Genomic DNA, 17,691 nt, shown 5'->3' with positions numbered 1-17,691 from the left:
CTTCCACGGAGATCTGTCGCTTTCGGGGAGGAACCGCGGGTGCTACTTCCGGGCCGAGGCGGCGCGACGCTTGTTGAAGACGTCGAACGCGACGGCGGCGAGGAGCACCAGACCCTTGATGAGCTGCTGGAACTCGGAACCGACACCGAGGATCGACATGCCGTTGTTGAGCAGACCGATGATGAGACCACCGACGATCGCGCCCGGGACCGTACCGATGCCACCGGTGACGGCAGCGCCACCGATGAACACGGCCGCGATGGCGTCGAGCTCGAAGCCGTTGCCCGCGCTCGGCGAGGCGAGGTTGAGCTGGCCGGTGAAGACGACGCCGGCGAGGGCCGAGATGACACCCATGTTGACGAAGAGCAGGAACGTGACGCGCTTCGTCTTGACGCCGGAGAGCTGTGCGGCCAGCGGGTTGCCACCGATCGCGTAGATGTGGCGACCGAAGACCGCGCTGCGCATGACCATCGAGTACGCGATGACCAGGACGCCGAGGATCACGAGGACGATCGGGGTGCCGTTGTAGCTGGCGAGCAGCAGCGCGATGAAGATGACCAGCGCGACCGTGAACGCCATCTTGGTGATGAACCACGCGAACGGCTCGTCCTCGAGCTGGTACTTGCGACGGGTCGCACGACCACGGAAGCCGGTGATGACGAGGATCGCGGCGGCGGCGAGGCCGAGGATCATCGTGAGCGGCTCGTAGCCCGAGGTGCCGAAGGACGGCAGGAAGCCGGAGCCGAGCGAGCGGAAACCGTCCGGGAAGGGCGAGATCTGCTGGTTCTGCAGGGCGATCTGCGCGGCACCGCGGAAGGCGAGCATGCCCGCCAGGGTCACGATGAATGCCGGGATCCCGAAGTAGGCGATCCAGAAGCCCTGCCACGCGCCGACCAGTGCGCCGAGGACGAGGCAGAGGACGACCGCGATCGGCCAGGGGATGCCCCACTGGGTGATCATGACGCCCGCCATGGCACCGGTGAACGCGACGACCGAACCGACGGAGAGGTCGATGTGGCCGGCGATGATCACCATCACCATGCCGATCGCGAGGATCAGGATGTAGCTGTTCTGGACGATCAGGTTCGAGACGTTGATCGGGGCCAGCGTGATGCCGTTCGTCGTCACCTGGAAGAAGATGACGATGACGATCAGCGCGATGAACAGGCCGATCTGTCGGAGCTGCCCGGTGAGGTAGCTGGCGGCGGACTTAAGCGCGTTCATTGACTGGGGTCTCCCGTTCCTGGGTCATGTACTGCATGAGGACTTCCGGCGACGCCTCGGAGCGCGGGACGTCGGCGGTGATGGTGCCCTCGGAGAGCGTGTAGATGCGGTCGCAGATGCCGAGCAGCTCGGGGAGTTCGGAGGAGATGACGATGATCCCCTTCCCCTGGTCCGCGAGCGCGTTGATGATCGTGTAGATCTCGTACTTCGCGCCGACGTCGATGCCGCGGGTCGGCTCGTCGAGGATGAGCACGTCCGGGTCGGAGTACATCCACTTCGACAGGACGACCTTCTGCTGGTTCCCGCCGGAGAGCTTGCCGGTCACCGCGTTCACGGTCGGCGCCTTGATGTTCATGTTCTTGAGGAACTGGCGCGCGACGGTCGTCTCCTCAGAGCCGTTCACGAAGCCCCACTTGGCGAGCTTGCCGAGTGCCGAGCCGGAGACGTTCCGCTTGATGTCGTCGATCAGGTTGAGGCCGTAGCGCTTCCGGTCCTCGGTCGCGTAGGCCAGGCCGTTGTCGATCGCGGCGGTGACCGTGTTCGTCTTGATCGGGGTGCCGCGCTTGTAGACGGTGCCGCTGATCCCGGTGCCGTACGAGTGCCCGAAGACGCTCATCGCCAGCTCGGTGCGGCCGGCGCCCATCAGCCCGGCGATCCCGACGATCTCGCCGGCGCGGACGGTGAGGTTCGCCTGGTGGATGATCTCGCGGGAGGCGTCGAGGGGGTGGTGGACGGTCCAGTCCTCGATGCGCAGGAGCTCTTCGCCGATCTTCGACTCGTGCTCCGGGTAGCGGGTGGAGAGATCGCGGCCGACCATGCCGCGGATGATGCGGTCCTCGGAGACCTCGCCGGCGTGCATGTCGAGGGTCTCGATGGTCTGGCCGTCACGGATGATCGTGACCTTGTCCGCGATCGCCTTGATCTCGTTGAGCTTGTGGCTGATGATGATCGCCGTCATGCCCTCGGCCTGCAGCGAGCGGATCAGGTCGAGCAGGTGCGCGGAGTCGTCGTCGTTCAGCGCTGCGGTGGGCTCGTCGAGGATGAGGAGCTTCACCTTCTTCGAGAGCGCCTTCGCGATCTCGACGAGCTGCTGCTTGCCGACGCCGATGTCCGTGATCTTCGTGATCGGGTTGTCCTTGAGCCCGACGCGCTTCAGGAGCGTCGCGGCCTCGAGGTTCGTCTTGTTCCAGTCGATGAAGCCGCCCTTGGAGCGCTCGTTCCCGAGGAAGATGTTCTCGGCGATCGACAGGTAGGGGCTCAGCGCGAGCTCCTGGTGGATGATGACGACGCCGGCGTCCTCGGAGTCGTTGATGTTCGAGAACGAGACCGGCTTGCCGTCGAGCAGGATCTCGCCCTCGAAGCTGCCGGCCGGGTAGACGCCGGACAGGACCTTCATGAGCGTGGACTTGCCCGCGCCGTTCTCACCGCAGATCGCGTGGACCTGGCCCCGTTCGACCTGGAGCGAGACGTTCTGCAGGGCCTTGACGCCGGGGAACGTCTTGGTGATGTCGCGCATCTCGAGGATGGTGTCCGCCACGGGACCGCCTTCCGTTGGGCGCCGGGACGGCGCGCGAGTGGGTGGGGACGGACGGGAGGCCCGGTGCCGGCCCGGCACCGGGCCTCCCGTCCGAGGGAGGGTTGCGACCTACTTGAGGTCGGCGTCCGTGTAGTACCCGGAGTCGACGAGGACCTTCTCGTAGTTGTCCTTGGTGACCACCGTCGGCTGGAACAGGAACGTCGGGACGACCTTGACCTTGTTGTCGTAGGTCTTGGTGTCGTTGACCTCGGGCTTCTTGCCCGAGAGCAGGTCCTGGGCCATCGACGCGGACTTGTCGGCCAGCTGGCGCGTGTCCTTATAGATGGTCGAGTACTGCTGGCCGGCGATGATCGACTTCACCGAGGCGGCCTCGGCGTCCTGGCCGGTGACGACCGGGAGCGGTCGGTCGGACGAACCGTAGCCGGCACCCTGGAGCGCCGAGATGATGCCGATCGAGATGCCGTCGTACGGGGAGAGCACGCCGTCGAGCTTGGTGCCGCCGGAGTACGACTTCGCCACGAGGTTCTGCATGCGGGCCTTGGCGAGCGCCGGGTCCCACTGCTGGGTCGCGGCCTGCGTGAAGCCGTCCTGGCCGGAGCCGATCGTCAGCGTGCCGTCCTCGAGGTACGGCTTGAGGGTGTCCATCGCGCCGTTGAAGAAGAACGTGGCGTTGTTGTCGTCGGGCGAGCCGGCGAACACCTCGATGTTGAAGGGGCCCTTCTCGTCGGTCTTCTTGCCGTCGGCGTCGACGAGTCCGAGGCCGGTGAGGAGCGAGGTCGCCTGGTCGACACCGACCTTGTAGTTGTCGAACGACACGTAGTAGTCGACGTTCTCGTTGCCGGTGAGCAGGCGGTCGTAGGAGATGACCTTGATGCCGGCGTCGGCCGCGGCGTCGAGCTGGTCGGACAGCGATCCACCGTCGATGGACGCGACGATGAGGACCTTCGCGCCCTTGGTGATCATGTTGCTGACCTGCTGGACCTGCTGCGGGATCTTGTTGTCCGCGTACTCGAGGTCGACCTTGTAGCCGGCCTTCTCGAGGCTGCTCTTGACGGCGTCGCCGTCCTTGATCCACCGCTCGGAGACCTTGGTCGGCATCGCGACGCCGACGAGGGCGCCCTTGTTGCCGTTGCTGTCGCCGCCGCTGTCAGAGCCGGTGGCACCGCGGCCGCCGGCAGAGCAGGCGGCCAGGGAGAGGGCGAGACCGAGAGCGGTGACGCTCGCGACGATCCTGCGCTTCTTCATCGAAGTACCTCTGTTCCTCTCGCGTCGACGTCGACGCGCTCGGGTGCGGGGCTGCTGTGTCCCGCTGGGGATGTGATGCTCCAAGTGAGCGCTCACATCATGTTGGTTCTGGTACACGGTGTCAACTCGTCGTGACCGTATCGGTATGCGCCGCCCCGGACGAACGCCGCGGTACGGTGACCGGGTGAGCACGACGACGACGCCGAACGGCAGGCCCCGCAAGGCCCCGACGATCTTCGACGTCGCCGAGCGCGCGGGCGTCTCGCACCAGACCGTGAGCCGCGTGATCAACGGGGACCCGACGGTCCGGGACGGCTTCCGGTCGCGGGTGACGACCGCGATCGGGGAGCTCGGCTACCGTCCGCGCGCCGCTGCCCGGGCCCTGGCCGGCGGACGGAGCCGGGCGCTCGGCCTGGTCAGTGCGGGGGACGCGCTGTACGGACCGTCGAGCACCGCGATCGGGTTCGAGCGGGCCGCGCGCACCGCCGGGTACCACGTGCTCCTCTCGACGCTGCCCGACGACCCCCGGCCGGTCGACCTGTCCGAGGCGCTCACGACACTGCTCGCCCAGGACGTCGCCGCCGTGGTCCTCGTCGCCGCCGACAACCGGGTGCTCGACGCCCTCGCCTCGCTGACCATGGCCGTGACGGTGCCCGTCGTGGTCGCGAACGCGGTCCAGCGGGACGCCGTGCCGACCGACCTGGTCGTGCCCGGGAGCGGCGGTGCCACCGTCTCCGCCGTCGCCATCGACCAGGCCGCCGGGACGACCATGGCGTTGCAGCACCTGTTCGACCGCGGACACCGGCGGATCGTGCACATCGCCGGCCCCGGCATCTCGCAGGAGGGCGAGGTGCGCCGTGCCACCTACGAGCGGACCATGCGCGCCCGCGGGCTCACCCCGGTCGTGCTCGACGGCGACTGGACCCCGGCGAGCGGGTTCGCGGCCGGGCGCTCGCTCGACGTCACGGCCGTCGACGCGGTCTTCGCGGGCAACGACCAGATGGCGCTCGGCGTGCTGCACGCCTTCGCGGAGGAGGGCCTGCGCGTCCCCGACGACGTCGCCGTCGTGGGCTTCGACGACATCCCGGAGGCGGCGCACTTCACCCCGCCGCTGACCACCGTGCGCCAGGACTTCCAGGCGATGGGGGAGCGCGTGCTCGCCTCGGCCCGGGCGCTGCTCGAGGGCGGCCAGCACGACGAGGCACTGCTGCAGCCGGAGCTGGTGGTGCGGCGCTCGGCGTAGCCTCGCGCCATGACGACGACGTCTCCCGCAACCGGCCCTGTCTCGCCCTCCACCTCGGCCCTGCGCCCCCTGCCGCACGGTGCCCTCCGCCTGGGTGCCGGGTACTGGGGAGCGTGGCAGGAGCGGAACGGGAGCGCCGTGCTCCGGCACTGCGAGGACTGGATCGAGCGGATCGGCTGGGCCGGCAACTTCGACGGTGCGGCCACCGGTGCGCCGTTCGAGCACGCGGGTATCGAGTTCGTCGACTCCGAGGTGTACAAGCTCCTCGAGGCCATGGCCTGGGAGCTCGGACGCACCGGGGACGCGGAGCTCCAGGTGCGGTACGAGCGGCTCGTCGACCGGGTCGCCGCCGCCCAGGACGATGACGGGTACCTGCACACCGCGTTCGGACGGCCGTGGCAGCGGCCCCGGTGGTCGGACCTCGAGTGGGGCCACGAGCTCTACTGCATGGGCCACCTCATCCAGGCGGCCGTCGCCCGGCTCCGGACGGCCGGCAGCGGGCGGTTGGTCGACGTGGCGGTCCGCGTCGCCGACCACCTGGTCGTGGTGTTCGGGGACGGCGGACGGGAGGCGGTGTGCGGCCACCCGGAGATCGAACCGGCCCTCGTCGAGCTCGGTCGGGCGACCGGCGACGTCCGGTACGTCCGGCTGGCCCAGCTCTTCATCGAACGACGCGGACACGGTCGGCTCGGGCCGATCGCCTTCGGTCCGGAGTACTTCCAGGACGACGTGCCGGTGCGGGAGGCCGACGTCTGGCGCGGGCACGCCGTCCGGGCGATGTACCTGGCGGCGGGAGCGGTCGACGTCGCGGTCGAGACCGGCGACGCGGATCTCGTCGCCGCAGTCGAACGGCAGTGGTCCAACACCGTGGCCACGCGCACCTACCTGACCGGTGCGATGGGCTCCCACCACCAGGACGAGGCGTTCGGGGCCGACTTCGAGCTGCCACCGGACCGCGAGTACGGCGAGACCTGCGCGGCGATCGCGTCGAACATGGTGTCGTGGCGTCTGCTGCTCGAGACGGGGGAGTCGAAGTACGCGGACCTCATCGAGCGCACGCTGTACAACGCCGTCATGGTGGCACCCCGCGCGGACGGTCGGGCGTTCTTCTACGCGAACACGATGCACCAGCGCGTCGAGGGCGCGGTGCCCCCGGAGGGCGACCTCAGCGACCGCGCCCTGTCGAGCCTCCGCGCGCCGTGGTTCGCGGTGTCGTGCTGCCCGACGAACCTCGCCCGGACCCTGGCCAGTGTCGAGTCGGTCTTCGCGACGATGACCGACGACGGCCTGCAGCTGCACCAGTACGGCGACCTCGACATCGAGCTGACCCTGCCCGGCGGCGCCCAGGTCGGTTTCCGGGTGCGCTCTGGGTGGCCGACCGACGGCACCGTCGTCGTCGAGGCGACCCGGGCGACCGGCATCCCGGTCGCGCTCCGGCTCCGCGTGCCCTCGTGGGCCGGCGAGGCCACACTCGAGACGCCGGACGGCTCCCGTCAGGTGGCCGGCGAGCAGACCGTGACCGTCGAGCGCGCGTTCGTCCCGGGGGATCGGGTCGTGCTCCGGGTGCCGGTGGCCGCACGGCTCACTGCTCCGGACCCGCGGATCGACGCGGTCCGCGGCACGCTCGCCGTCGAACGAGGCCCGCTCGTCTACGCCCTGGAGTCGACCGACCTCGGTCGGGACGTCGGGGAGGTCGTCCTCGTCGCGGACTCCGTGCCGGAGGACGACGGTCCGGACGACGTCCGGGTGTGGCTCCGGCCGCGGTCGGTGCGCGCCGACGGTGCGCTGCCGTACGGGGCGACGTCCGTGGACGACGGGGCAGCCGAACCCGTCCGGCTGGTGCCGTACGCGTCGTGGGGGAACCGGGGTCCGTCGACCATGCGCGTGTTCCTCCCGGTCGGGTAGGACGCCCCGCCGACACGGCCGACGAGTTGTCCGCGTGAGCGCTCACGCGCTACGGTGTGAGCGCTCACTCGACGGCGAGAGCAGGAGGCCCCCATGAGCGACGACCGGACCCGCGAGATCGCGGACGGCCGCACGACCCTCGGCATCGAACTCGGTTCGACCCGCATCAAGGCGTGCCTGGTGGGAGAGGACCTGACGGTCATCGCCTCCGGCTCGCACGAGTGGGAGAACGAGTACGTCGACGGCCGCTGGACCTACCCGCTGGCGGCGGTCGAGACCGGTGTCCGCGCCGCGTACGCCGCGCTGGTCGCCGACGTCCAGGAGCAGCACGGCTCCGTCCCGACGACGTTCCGCGCGGTCGGCGTCTCGGCCATGATGCACGGCTACCTGCCGTTCGACGCAGCGGGCGACCTCCTCGTCCCCTTCCGCACCTGGCGCAACACCTCGACGGGCCCTGCGGCCGCCGCGCTCAGCGACGCGCTCGGCTTCAACATCCCGCTCCGCTGGTCGGTCGCGCACCTGTACCAGGCCGTCCTCGACGACGAGCAGCACGTCGCGCACATCGACGGCGTCACGACGCTCGCCGGGTACGTGCACCGCCGCCTGACCGGCCGGGACGTCCTCGGTGTCGGTGACGCCTCCGGCATGTTCCCGATCGACCCGGCGACGCAGGACTACGACGCCGCGATGCTCGCGACCGCGCAGGACCTCATCGGCGTCGACGACCTCCGTGCCCTGCTGCCCGAGGTGCTCGTCGCCGGGCAGGACGCCGGCGCGCTGACCCCGGAGGGCGCTGCGTGGCTCGACGCCTCCGGCGCGCTGCAGCCCGGCGCCCCGCTCTGCCCGCCCGAGGGTGACGCCGGCACCGGGATGGTGGCCACGAACGCCGTCGCCCAGCGCACCGGCAACGTCAGCGTCGGCACGAGCATCTTCGCGATGGTCGTGCTCGAACAACCGCTGTCGACCCCGCACGAGGAGCTCGACGTCGTCACCACGCCCGCCGGTGACGCCGTCGCGATGGTGCACTGCAACAACGGTGCGAGCGAGATCGGCAGCTGGGCCCGGGTCTTCGGGCGGTTCGCCGAGGCCGCCGGCAGCCCGGTCGACGCCGACACCGTGTTCCGCACGCTCCTCGACGAGGCCGCCGCCGCCGACCCCGACGCGGGCGGGCTGCTCGCCGTGAACTACCTCGCGGGCGAGCCCGTCACCGGCGTTGCGGCCGGCCGACCGCTGCTCCTCCGTGCGCCCGACGCCCGGTTCACGCTCGGCAACCTCGTCCGCGCCGAGCTCATGGGTGCGTTCGCGACGCTCGCGATCGGCATGGAGGTCCTGCACGGCGAGCGCGTCACCGTCGACCGGATGACCGCGCACGGCGGGCTCTTCCGCACGCCCGGACTGCCGCAGCGCCAGCTCGCCGCCGCCCTCCGCGTGCCGGTCGCGCTCGAGGCCACCGCGAGCGAGGGCGGGGCATGGGGCATCGCCGTCCTCGCCGCCTACCTCGAGCACGCCGCCGACACGTCGCTCGCCGAGTACCTCGACACCACCGTCTTCGGGAGTGCTGCGGCGGACGTCGTCGACCCGGACGACCGCGACGTCGACGGCTTCACCGCCTCCCTCGACCGCTTCCGTGCCGCGCTCCCGATCCAGGCGATCGCGGCCACGGTGCCCGGCGCGACCACCCGGAGCGGCGAGCCGACGGTCGCAGGCGAGCCGGGCCTCCCGGCCGACACCGACACCGACACCGACGCCGACGCCGACACCGACCCCCAGCAGGAACAGGACGTGACCCGATGACCGACGACACCACCCGAGCGGCCGTGGCCGCAGCGCGCGAGCGTGTGGCCCGCCTGCACGGCGAGCTCGTCCGCTACGGCCTGGTGATCTGGACCGGCGGCAACGTCTCCGAGCGCGTGCCCGGCACCGACCTCTTCGTGATCAAGCCGAGCGGGGTCGTCAGCGAGGACCTCGCGCCCGAGAACCAGGTCGTCTGCACCCTCGACGGCGTGCCCGCCGACGGCTGGGACAACGCCCACGGCCCGTCGAGCGACACCGCCGCGCACGCCTACGTGTACCGGAACATGCCGGAGGTGAACGGCGTCGTGCACACCCACTCGACGTACGCCACCGCCTGGGCCGCCCGGGCCGAGGCGATCCCGTGCGTCATCACCGCGATGGCGGACGAGTTCGGCGGACCGATCCCGGTCGGCCCGTTCGCGATCATCGGCGACGACACCATCGGCCGCGGCATCGTCGAGACCCTGTCGGGACACCGCTCCCGTGCGGTGCTCATGCAGAACCACGGCGTCTTCACGATCGGCAAGGACGCGAAGGACGCCGTCAAGGCCGCGGTGATGTGCGAGGACGTCGCCCGCACCGTGCACATCGCGAAGCAGGGCGGCGAGCTCGTCCCGATCGCGCAGGACAACATCGACCGGTTGTTCGACCGGTACCAGAACGTCTACGGACAGAACCCCGAAGGAGCCATGCGATGACGCAGGTGGACCCCCAGACGACCCTCGACGGCTACGAGGTGTGGTTCCTCACCGGGTCGCAGGGCCTGTACGGCGAGGAGACCCTCCGCCAGGTCGAGGAGCAGAGCCGTGCCGTGCACGCCGAACTGGCGCCGCACGTGCCCGTCACGCTCGTGTGGAAGCCCGTGCTCAAGGACGCCGACGGCATCCGTCGCGCCCTCATCGAGGCGAGCGCCGATGACAAGGTGATCGGCGTCACGACCTGGATGCACACGTTCAGCCCGGCGAAGATGTGGATCAGCGGCCTCAACGCCCTGACCAAGCCGCTGCTGCACCTGCACACGCAGGCGAACGTCGCGCTGCCCTGGGCGGACATCGACTTCGACTTCATGAACCTCAACCAGGCAGCGCACGGTGACCGTGAGTTCGGGTACGCCCTGGCCCGCATGGGTGTCCGGCACGCCACCGCCGTCGGCCACGTGTCCGACCCGCGCGTGCAGCAGCGGGTGTCCGACTGGTCGCGCGCCGCGGCCGGTGCCGCCGCGATCCGCCAGCTCAAGCTCACCCGCTTCGGCGACAACATGCGGTACGTCGCCGTCACCGAGGGCGACAAGACCGAGGCCGAGATCGAGCTCGGCGTGCAGGTCAACACGTGGGGCGTCAACGACCTCGTCGCGGCCGTCGACACCGCGACCGCCGACACCGCGACGGTCGACGCGCTCGTCGCCGAGTACGACGCCGCCTACGACCTCGTCCCGGAGCTGCGGGACGGCGGCGAGCGTCGTCAGTCCCTCCGCGACGGCGCCGCGATCGAACTCGGCCTCCGTGCCCTCCTCACCGCGAACGGGTCCGCCGCGTTCACCACGAACTTCGAGGACCTCGGCACCCTCAAGCAGCTGCCCGGCCTCGCGGTCCAGCGGCTCATGGCCGACGGGTACGGCTTCGGCGCCGAGGGCGACTGGAAGACCGCCGTCCTCGTCCGCGCGATGAACGTCGCCGGCGCCGGGCTCCCCGGTGGTGCCTCGCTCATGGAGGACTACACGTACGACCTCACCCCGGGCGCGGAGAAGATCCTCGGCGCGCACATGCTCGAGGTCTCGCCGACCTTGACCGCGTCCACCCCGACGCTCGAGATCCACCCGCTCGGCATCGGCGGCAAGGACGACCCGGTGCGCCTGGTCTTCACGGCCGACGCCGGGCCCGCCGTGGTCGCCGCACTGTCGGACACCCGCGACGGCTTCCGCCTCACCGCGAACGTCGTCGAGGTCGTCGAGCCGACCGAGGCGCTGCCGAACCTGCCCGTCGGCCGTGCCGTCTGGGAGCCGCAGCCGTCCTTCCCGGTGTCCGCGGAGGCCTGGCTCACCGCCGGTGCCGCGCACCACACCGTGATGACGACCGCCGTCGGCATCCAGGTGGTCGAGGACCTCGCCACCATGATCGGCACCGAGTTCCTGGTCATCGACGAGCACACCACGCTGCGCGGCTTCCGCGACGAGGTCCGCACGCAGCAGACCTGGCACCGGCTCGACCGGGGCTTCTGAGTCGGGTCGGGAGGCCTAGCATGAGCGACGTGATCACCGACGACACCTCCGCAGCTGTCCGCACCAACTGGTCCGGGAACGTCACGTACTCGGCCAGTCGTCTGGCGGAGCCGACGACGGTGGCCGAGCTCCAGCAGCTGGTGGCGTCGACCCCGCGCCTGACGGCGCTCGGGTCGCGGCACTCGTTCAACACCATCGCCGACACCGACGCGGTGCAGGTGACGCTCACGGGCCTCCCGCCCGAACTCGACGTGGACGGCGAGCGGCGCGTGGCGCGCGTCGCCGCCGGTCTCACGCACGCGCAGGTGGCCGTCGGCCTGGAGGCCCGTGGCTGGGCGCTCGCGAACCTCGCCTCCCTGCCGCACATCTCGGTCGCCGGTGCCGTCGCGACGGGCACCCACGGCTCCGGCGTCGGCAACGCCTCGTTGGCGCAGTCGGTCGTCGGGGTCGAGATCGTCCGGGCCTCTGGCGAGATCGAGGTGGTCGGGGCGGACGACCCGCGGCTCGACGCGCACCGGGTGGCCCTCGGCGCGCTCGGTGTCGTCGTCGCGGTGCACCTCGCCATCGAACCGACCTACCGCGTCGCCCAGACCGTGCACACCGGCCTCGGCTGGGACGTCGTCGACGCGCAGTTCGAGCAGATCATGTCGGCCGGGTACAGCGTCAGCATGTTCACCGGGTACACCGCCGACGGCATCCGGCAGATCTGGACGAAGCGGCGTGAGGACCGGGACGACGCGGCCGTCGACCTCGCCGCACTCGGGGCCGTCGCCGGCGCCGAACCGATCCACCCCGTGCCGGGCAGCGAGACCGCGGGCGTCACCGAGCAGGGCGGCGTCCCCGGACCCTGGCACGAGCGCCTGCCGCACTTCCGGTCGTCGTTCACGCCGTCGGCCGGCGAGGAGATCCAGGCGGAGTACATGGTCGCCGCGACGGACGCAGTGCCGGCGATCCAGGCGCTCCGCGGCATCGGGGAGGCCATCGCGCCGGTGCTCTTCGTGTCCGAGATCCGACGCATCGCGGCCGACGACGCCTGGCTCGCGCCGAGCTCGGGACAGGACTCGGTCGCGTTCCACTTCACGTTCCGTCGGCAGACCGAGGACGTGGCCGTCGCGCTGCCCCTCATCGAGAACGCCCTCGCGCCGTTCGCTCCCCGCCCGCACTGGGGGAAGGTCACCGCGTCCACGCCGGAGCGCCTGCACCAGGTGTACCCGCAGCTCGGGGCGTTCGCGGCACTCGCGCGGGACCTCGACCCGCAGGGCCGGTTCCGCAACCCGTTCCTGGAGCGCGTGCTCGGCTAGCGCGCACGGCGCATCGGACCGGAGCGCCCCGCACCGCTGGATGCGGTGCGGGGCACCCGTGTCACTGGCCCGTGCGGCGCAGGTCGCGCAGGAACCGGGCGAGTGTCACGAGCAAGCTCGCGATCCCCAGCCACGGGACCTGACGCCTGGGCCGGCGCTCGGCGTCGTGCGACATGGAGGACCTCCTGGTGTCATCGCCGGCGGACACGAGGAGCGTCGGGCCAGGGGTGTGTCGCCGAGCGGGCTCGGCTACACTTGCTCCCGAGTGCTGAACTCGGGGAAGTGTGTGTTCCCCTGGCCCTCCACTCGGAGAGCGAACTGAAGCCCGGGACTGTTGCTGCAGTCCCGGGCTTCGCCGTTCGCCCTGAGCACGCTCCGGCGGTGGCGCGCTTGAGGTCCAGCCCACCGGCGTGATACACGTATTCCAGATCGACGTCGGTCCTTCGTCTGCGACACTCACAGGGGATGTCGGGGGAGTGCACCGTCCACGCACCGGCGTCGTGCTGTGCGCGCACATGTGAGGACGCAAAGGTCAGGCATGGCGAACCTGAACCGCATCCTCGGCATGGCCTCGAAGGTCATCGACAAGCAACTCCAGAAGCGATCCGGCCAGCAGCCCGGCTCCGGGAACCAGGGCGGTTCCCGGCAGTCCGGCGGCATGCAGCAGTACCGGCAGCCCGGACGGTCCGGTGGCACAGATTGGCGCGGGCTGGTCCGGACGGCCGCGGACAAGTTGACCGGCGACGATCGTGGCGGACACGACCCCGCGCGGCAGCCGCCGCAGCAGCAGCAGCCGTACGGACAGCAGCCGTACGGACAGCAGCCGTACGGACAGCAGCCGTACGGACAGCAGCCGCACGGACAGCCGCAGCAGAACGGTGGCCGACCCGGACGCACGCCGTCGACCGACGCCGACCGCGTGGCGATCGCCAAGTACGACTACCTGCTGAAGACGGCGGACCCCGAGCGTCTGGAGCAGGCGCACCACGACGCCTTCGCTCGCCTGACCCCGGAGCAGCGCCAGCAGGTCCTCCAGCGTCTCAACGCCGAGGTCCCGCAGCACGACCGGTCGACCGACGCGTCCCCGGCGGGCCTGGCGAGGGCCGCGACCCGGGGGGAGACGAGCCGGCCGGGGACGATGCGGAAGGTCCTCGCCGGCACCGCGATCGGTGGCGGAGCACTCGCGGTCGGCGGACTCGCGGTGGCGGTCGCGGGCGGCGCGGTCCTCAGCGCGGCAGCGGGACCGGTGCTCGCGCAGGCGGCGGACCTCGGCGTCGACTTCGAGGGCGTCGCGTCCAGCCTGGGCGACACCGTCGGCGGCGGGCTCGGTGATCTCGGCGGCAGCGTCGAGGGTGTCGCCGCCCAGGGCGAGCAGGCACTCGGCGGGCTCGGCGACCAGGTCGGGAACCTCGGCGAGGGCTTCCAGTGGCCCGGGATCGGCGACTTCTTCGACCGCTGAGCCGTCGACGGTCGTCGGGTGTCCTGGTCCGCAGTCGGCTCGCGCCACGACGGACCAGGGCGCCGTCAGAAGTACGTGACCCCGTGCGGCGTCCGTGGCGGCGTCAGCATCGCCCGGAGCAGGACCGGCGCCGCCTCGTCGGCGGCGCGCAGCAGTCCGGCCGCCGCCAGCGTCTGCGGCGACACCGACCCGATGAGCACCGCGCCGAGGTCGGCGACGTCCAGCGCGATGTCGGAGCCGGCCGCGTCGGCGTCGTCGGCCAGCCGGGTGACGGTGCCACGGGCCTCCCGGACGTCGAGCCGGTACGTGCCGGACGCATGGCCGAGCGCATCCGTGACGGCGAGCGTGAGCGATCCGTCGACCGCGTACGGGCGGGACTCGAGCACGGCGGCGACGTCCAGGACGCGGAGCCAGACGTGGTCCTCTTCGTGGTCGACGTCGAACGCGCGGTTGTCGGCGACGGCTGCGACGATCGGGTCGTCCAGACGCGAGCGGTCGTAGACGACCACGTCGTTCAGGTCGATCGAGAGCAGGAACTCCCACAGCGACAGGTAGGCCTCGTCGGTCACGTAGACCAGGTCGACGACCTCGACGCGCGTGTCCTCGCCGGTCTTGCCCTCGACGACCCGCCAGGTGACGTACCCGTCGACCTCGTCCGAGCCATCGGGGCGGTGCACGGCGGCGCGGACGTCCTTCGCCTTCTGACCGTCACGACCGATCTCGCCGAACACGATCGGCCACGTGCCGGTGTTGCGCACCATCGAGCCCGGCGTGCGGGCGTGGAACCGGTCGAACACGTCCCGGCCGACGCCGTCCGCCAGCCACCGCGTCGGGACCATCGTGACGACACCGGTGGTGGGGGCGAGGAAGGGGAGTGCCCGGGCCCGGCGGACGCGGACCGCGCGCTCGCGGATGGCGCAGCCGAACCCGAAGCGTCGGTAGATCGTGCCCTCGGACGCGGTCAGGGACGCCATCGCGTACCCCTCGGCGACACCCCGCTCGAGCGCGTGCGTCATCATCCGGCGGAGGACCCCGCGCCGACGCTCGGTCGGGCGGACGGTCACCGCGGACACCGCCTGCGTGTCGATCGCGGTCCCGTCGCCCCAGCTGAGGGCCTTCCGGAACCACGTGAAGGTCCCGGCGGGCCAGGTCTCGTCGACCGACCCCGGTGCGGGCTGCCGGACGTACACGCCGAGGAAGGTCTCCTGGTCGGCGACCATGTGGGCCACCATGCGGGCTGCCGCCTCGTCGGACTCGGTCGGCTCGTGGAACCCGAGGCCGACGGCGTCCATCCACGGCTTCGTCCTGCTGTCCGGAGCCCCCTGGTCGTCCGTCCCCGGGTGGAACTCCCGGAGCTCGTAGCGGTCGGCGGACGCGTCGTTGATCGAAGCCACGTCGCCGACCCTACCGGCGTCCGGCCGCCCTCGTCAGGGCATCCGGCGGGTGGCCTCCTGGGCGATGACCCGGTCGCGGTCCGGCATCGCGCGCATCTGCTGCAGCGGCCGCTGCATGCGCGGGTTCCGGCGGAGCTCCGGCTCGGCGCGGTCCAGGAAGGCCCAGTACCCGGCGGTGAACGGGCAGGCGACCGGCCCGAGGCGCACCGTCGGGTCGAACCGACATCCACCGCAGTGGTCGGTCATCCGGTCGATGTAGCGACCGCCCGCAGCGTAGGGCTTCGACGCGACGACGCCGCCGTCGGCGTGCTGGGACATCCCGATGACATTGGCCGGCATCACCCAGTCGGTGCCGTCGACGAACACGTCGGTGAACCAGGCGGTGAGCTCCACGGGGTCGTACCCGCGCTGGAGTGCCCAGTTGCCGAGGACCATGAGCCGCTGGATGTGGTGCAACCACCCGTGGTCGCGGAGGTCGTCGAGGGCGACGGTGAGACAGACCGCGTCCACCTCGGTCGCGTCCAGCTCCCGCCACCAGGCCGGGAGGCCCCTCCCGGCTCCGACGGCCGGCCCGCGCGCGGCGCGCTCCGGCTCCGGGGCGGACGGTCGCGCTCCGAGGGCTCCGGCGTCGCTGCCGTAGTCGTCCCCGAGCCACCAGTACAGGTGCCAGACGTAGTCGCGCCAGCCGGCGATCTGGCGGACGAACCCCTCGACGCTCGCCAGCGGGGCCGCACCCCGCTCGTGTGCCCGGAGCGCCGCGTCGATCGCGTCCCGGGGGTCGAGCACGCCGAGGTTGAGCGGCACGCTGAGCAGCGAGTGCGCCATCGTCCGGTCGTTCGTCAGCACGGCGTCCTCGTACGGGCCGAAGTCGCCGAGCCGGACCGCGACGAAGTCGTCGAGCGCGGCCTGCGCCTCGTCGGCCGTCACCGCGAACCGCCGTCGGTCGTCACGCCCGACGAAGCGCACGAGGCCGTCCCGCTCCCAGCGGTCCAGGTCGGCGCGGACCTCCTCGTCGACCTCGTCCTCGGTCGGCCACCACGGGCCCGGGAGCCCCAGGGTCGTGGCACCCCGGGGCGGTGGCTGTCGGTTCTGCGCGTCGAGGCTGAACGCGCCGCCGAGTGGCACGTCGCCGTCCATGAGCCAGCCCTCGCGCCGACGCACCCGCTCGTAGTGCGCCTCCATCAGGAACCGTCCGTCCCGGCTCGACGCTCACGCGGTGAACTCGTCCTCGTCCGTGACGAACCCCCGGCTCGGCAGCACCTCGATGACCGGGGACCGTCGCCGGACCAGCCCGCGCAGGACGCGTGACGGCGGGTCCACCACCTGCAGGCCCGCACGCCCGTCGAGTGCGTCCCGGAACCGGTCCACCCGGACGAGCTCGGCGCGGTCGCCGAGCTCGCGGACACGGTGTCGGAGGGCGCTCAGCCACAGGTGCGCCTTCGCCCGGTGCACGGGCCGCGCGGTGAACGACTCGAGGGCCTCGACGACCAGCATCGGTCCGCCGTCGTCGAAGAGCGGCCCGTACTGTCCGGGCAGGACCAGGCGGCGGCGAGGGGTGTCGGTCACCTCGCGGACGCTACGCGGGACACCCGACACCGGTCGCCCGCGTTCCCCTCGTCGGCCGCACCGGCGAACCGGTTCGTCGGGTCCGGTGCCGTCGGTCCGGTGCCGTCGGGTCGGTGCCGTCGGGTCGGTGCCGTCGGGTCGGTGCCGTCGGGTCAGGCGCCGGTCAGTCGGTCGCGCCGGGCGGCGGGTCGACGAGCAGCGCGACGCGGTCGTCGAGGTAGTCGGCGAGCGGCACGTCGGTACCGGCCGTCGCCGACCAGCGGACGCGGGGCGCGCCGTCCCGCACGAAGAGCGTGCCGCTGGCGTCGACCAGGGAGTCGTCGAGGGGGATCGGCGTCGCTCCGTGGTTCACGGTGTCACCGGGGGCGAAGTGCCCCTTGGCCGCGGCGGCCCGGTAGGCGCGACGGACCTCGGCGGACACCGACACGAACTGCGACCGGCCAGCCTCGGTCACCCGGGTGATGGACCCGGTCGCCCAGACCCGTCCTGCGGTCTCGGGCGACGACCCGAGCAGCAGCGCCCCGACGCGCCAGACCCGGCCGAGGGACCGGATGGTCGGGTCGCGCCGGATCCCGAGCACCGGCTTCGGCTCGACGTACTCCCCGAGCGCCTCGTCCCGGGTGCCGGCCGCGCCGAGGCGGTCTGCTGCTCCCGCGAGCAGCACGCGCGCCCGCTCCACCCCGTCCGTCACGCGCCAGAGCCTAGACGGCCCGGAGCCCGGACGACTCGGAGCCCGACGCCCGGTCGGGGTACGGCCGGCTGTGTCCCCGCTCGGTCTCCCGGGTGTTCACTGATGACCTGTCCT

Annotated in this window: 14 protein-coding genes; 7 read left to right on the top strand and 7 right to left on the bottom strand. The window is 71.6% G+C overall.

Annotated features, from left to right (window positions below; translation table 11 throughout):
- Window positions 1–42: 42 nt before the first annotated feature.
- From mmsB to chvE, 3 genes are all read right to left on the bottom strand, one after another.
- Window positions 43–1,224, bottom strand: a complete 1,182-nt coding sequence (mmsB, locus tag DEI91_RS07410) for a multiple monosaccharide ABC transporter permease (RefSeq protein WP_111051647.1) — start codon at window positions 1,222–1,224, stop codon at window positions 43–45.
- Window positions 1,211–2,761, bottom strand: coding sequence for a multiple monosaccharide ABC transporter ATP-binding protein (gene mmsA / locus DEI91_RS07405; RefSeq protein ID WP_111051646.1), 1,551 nt, complete (start codon window positions 2,759–2,761; stop codon window positions 1,211–1,213). Before mmsA ends, mmsB begins: the two co-directional genes overlap by 14 nt.
- Window positions 2,762–2,869: 108 nt before the next feature.
- Window positions 2,870–4,006 carry a multiple monosaccharide ABC transporter substrate-binding protein gene (gene chvE / locus DEI91_RS07400; RefSeq protein ID WP_111051645.1) on the bottom strand — a complete coding sequence of 379 codons (1,137 nt, stop codon included), beginning with the start codon at window positions 4,004–4,006 and terminating at the stop codon, window positions 2,870–2,872.
- Between the two features lie 184 nt (window positions 4,007–4,190).
- Here chvE and DEI91_RS07395 point away from each other — a divergent pair, with 184 nt between their 5' ends.
- The 7 genes from DEI91_RS07395 (at window position 4,191) to DEI91_RS07365 (ending at window position 13,926) form a co-directional block, all read left to right on the top strand.
- The gene (locus DEI91_RS07395; protein ID WP_220038057.1) at window positions 4,191–5,249 is read left to right on the top strand and encodes a substrate-binding domain-containing protein; all 1,059 of its coding nucleotides are present in this window, start codon (window positions 4,191–4,193) and stop codon (window positions 5,247–5,249) included.
- Window positions 5,250–5,258: 9 nt separating this feature from the next.
- Complete coding sequence (locus DEI91_RS07390) at window positions 5,259–7,154, top strand: glycoside hydrolase family 127 protein (protein ID WP_111051643.1); 1,896 nt, start codon at window positions 5,259–5,261, stop codon at window positions 7,152–7,154.
- Window positions 7,155–7,247: 93 nt separating this feature from the next.
- Complete coding sequence (locus DEI91_RS07385) at window positions 7,248–8,948, top strand: xylulokinase (protein WP_111051642.1); 1,701 nt, start codon at window positions 7,248–7,250, stop codon at window positions 8,946–8,948.
- A complete protein-coding gene (locus DEI91_RS07380) occupies window positions 8,945–9,646 on the top strand; it encodes an L-ribulose-5-phosphate 4-epimerase (protein ID WP_111051641.1) in 702 nt (233 codons plus the stop codon). Before DEI91_RS07385 ends, DEI91_RS07380 begins: the two co-directional genes overlap by 4 nt.
- The gene (gene araA, locus DEI91_RS07375; protein ID WP_111051640.1) at window positions 9,643–11,166 is read left to right on the top strand and encodes an L-arabinose isomerase; all 1,524 of its coding nucleotides are present in this window, start codon (window positions 9,643–9,645) and stop codon (window positions 11,164–11,166) included. The genes DEI91_RS07380 and araA overlap by 4 nt, the downstream gene beginning before the upstream one ends.
- Window positions 11,167–11,186: 20 nt before the next feature.
- Window positions 11,187–12,467, top strand: a complete 1,281-nt coding sequence (locus DEI91_RS07370) for an FAD-binding protein (protein WP_111051639.1) — start codon at window positions 11,187–11,189, stop codon at window positions 12,465–12,467.
- A gap of 538 nt (window positions 12,468–13,005) precedes the next feature.
- Window positions 13,006–13,926 carry a cation-transporting ATPase gene (locus DEI91_RS07365; protein ID WP_111051638.1) on the top strand — a complete coding sequence of 307 codons (921 nt, stop codon included), beginning with the start codon at window positions 13,006–13,008 and terminating at the stop codon, window positions 13,924–13,926.
- Between the two features lie 65 nt (window positions 13,927–13,991).
- Here DEI91_RS07365 and DEI91_RS07360 read toward each other — a convergent pair whose 3' ends face one another.
- From DEI91_RS07360 to DEI91_RS07350, 4 genes are all read right to left on the bottom strand, one after another.
- Window positions 13,992–15,320 (bottom strand): GNAT family N-acetyltransferase, encoded by a 1,329-nt coding sequence (locus DEI91_RS07360; RefSeq protein WP_111051637.1) that lies wholly within the window; start codon window positions 15,318–15,320, stop codon window positions 13,992–13,994.
- Window positions 15,321–15,353: 33 nt separating this feature from the next.
- Entirely contained in the window at window positions 15,354–16,505 is a 1,152-nt protein-coding gene (locus DEI91_RS07355; RefSeq protein ID WP_375537674.1) for a cryptochrome/photolyase family protein, read from the bottom strand.
- Between the two features lie 24 nt (window positions 16,506–16,529).
- The gene (locus DEI91_RS16660) at window positions 16,530–16,886 is read right to left on the bottom strand and encodes a hypothetical protein (protein ID WP_258374330.1); all 357 of its coding nucleotides are present in this window, start codon (window positions 16,884–16,886) and stop codon (window positions 16,530–16,532) included.
- A 163-nt stretch (window positions 16,887–17,049) separates the two neighbouring features.
- Window positions 17,050–17,577 (bottom strand): hypothetical protein, encoded by a 528-nt coding sequence (locus DEI91_RS07350; protein WP_111051636.1) that lies wholly within the window; start codon window positions 17,575–17,577, stop codon window positions 17,050–17,052.
- Window positions 17,578–17,691: the final 114 nt, after the last annotated feature.

It is taken from the genome of Curtobacterium sp. MCBD17_032, from assembly GCF_003234855.1.
Taxonomy (GTDB): domain Bacteria; phylum Actinomycetota; class Actinomycetes; order Actinomycetales; family Microbacteriaceae; genus Curtobacterium.
The sequence above is the reverse complement of the archived record's forward strand: the minus strand, read 5'-3'. Positions and strand labels throughout refer to the sequence as shown.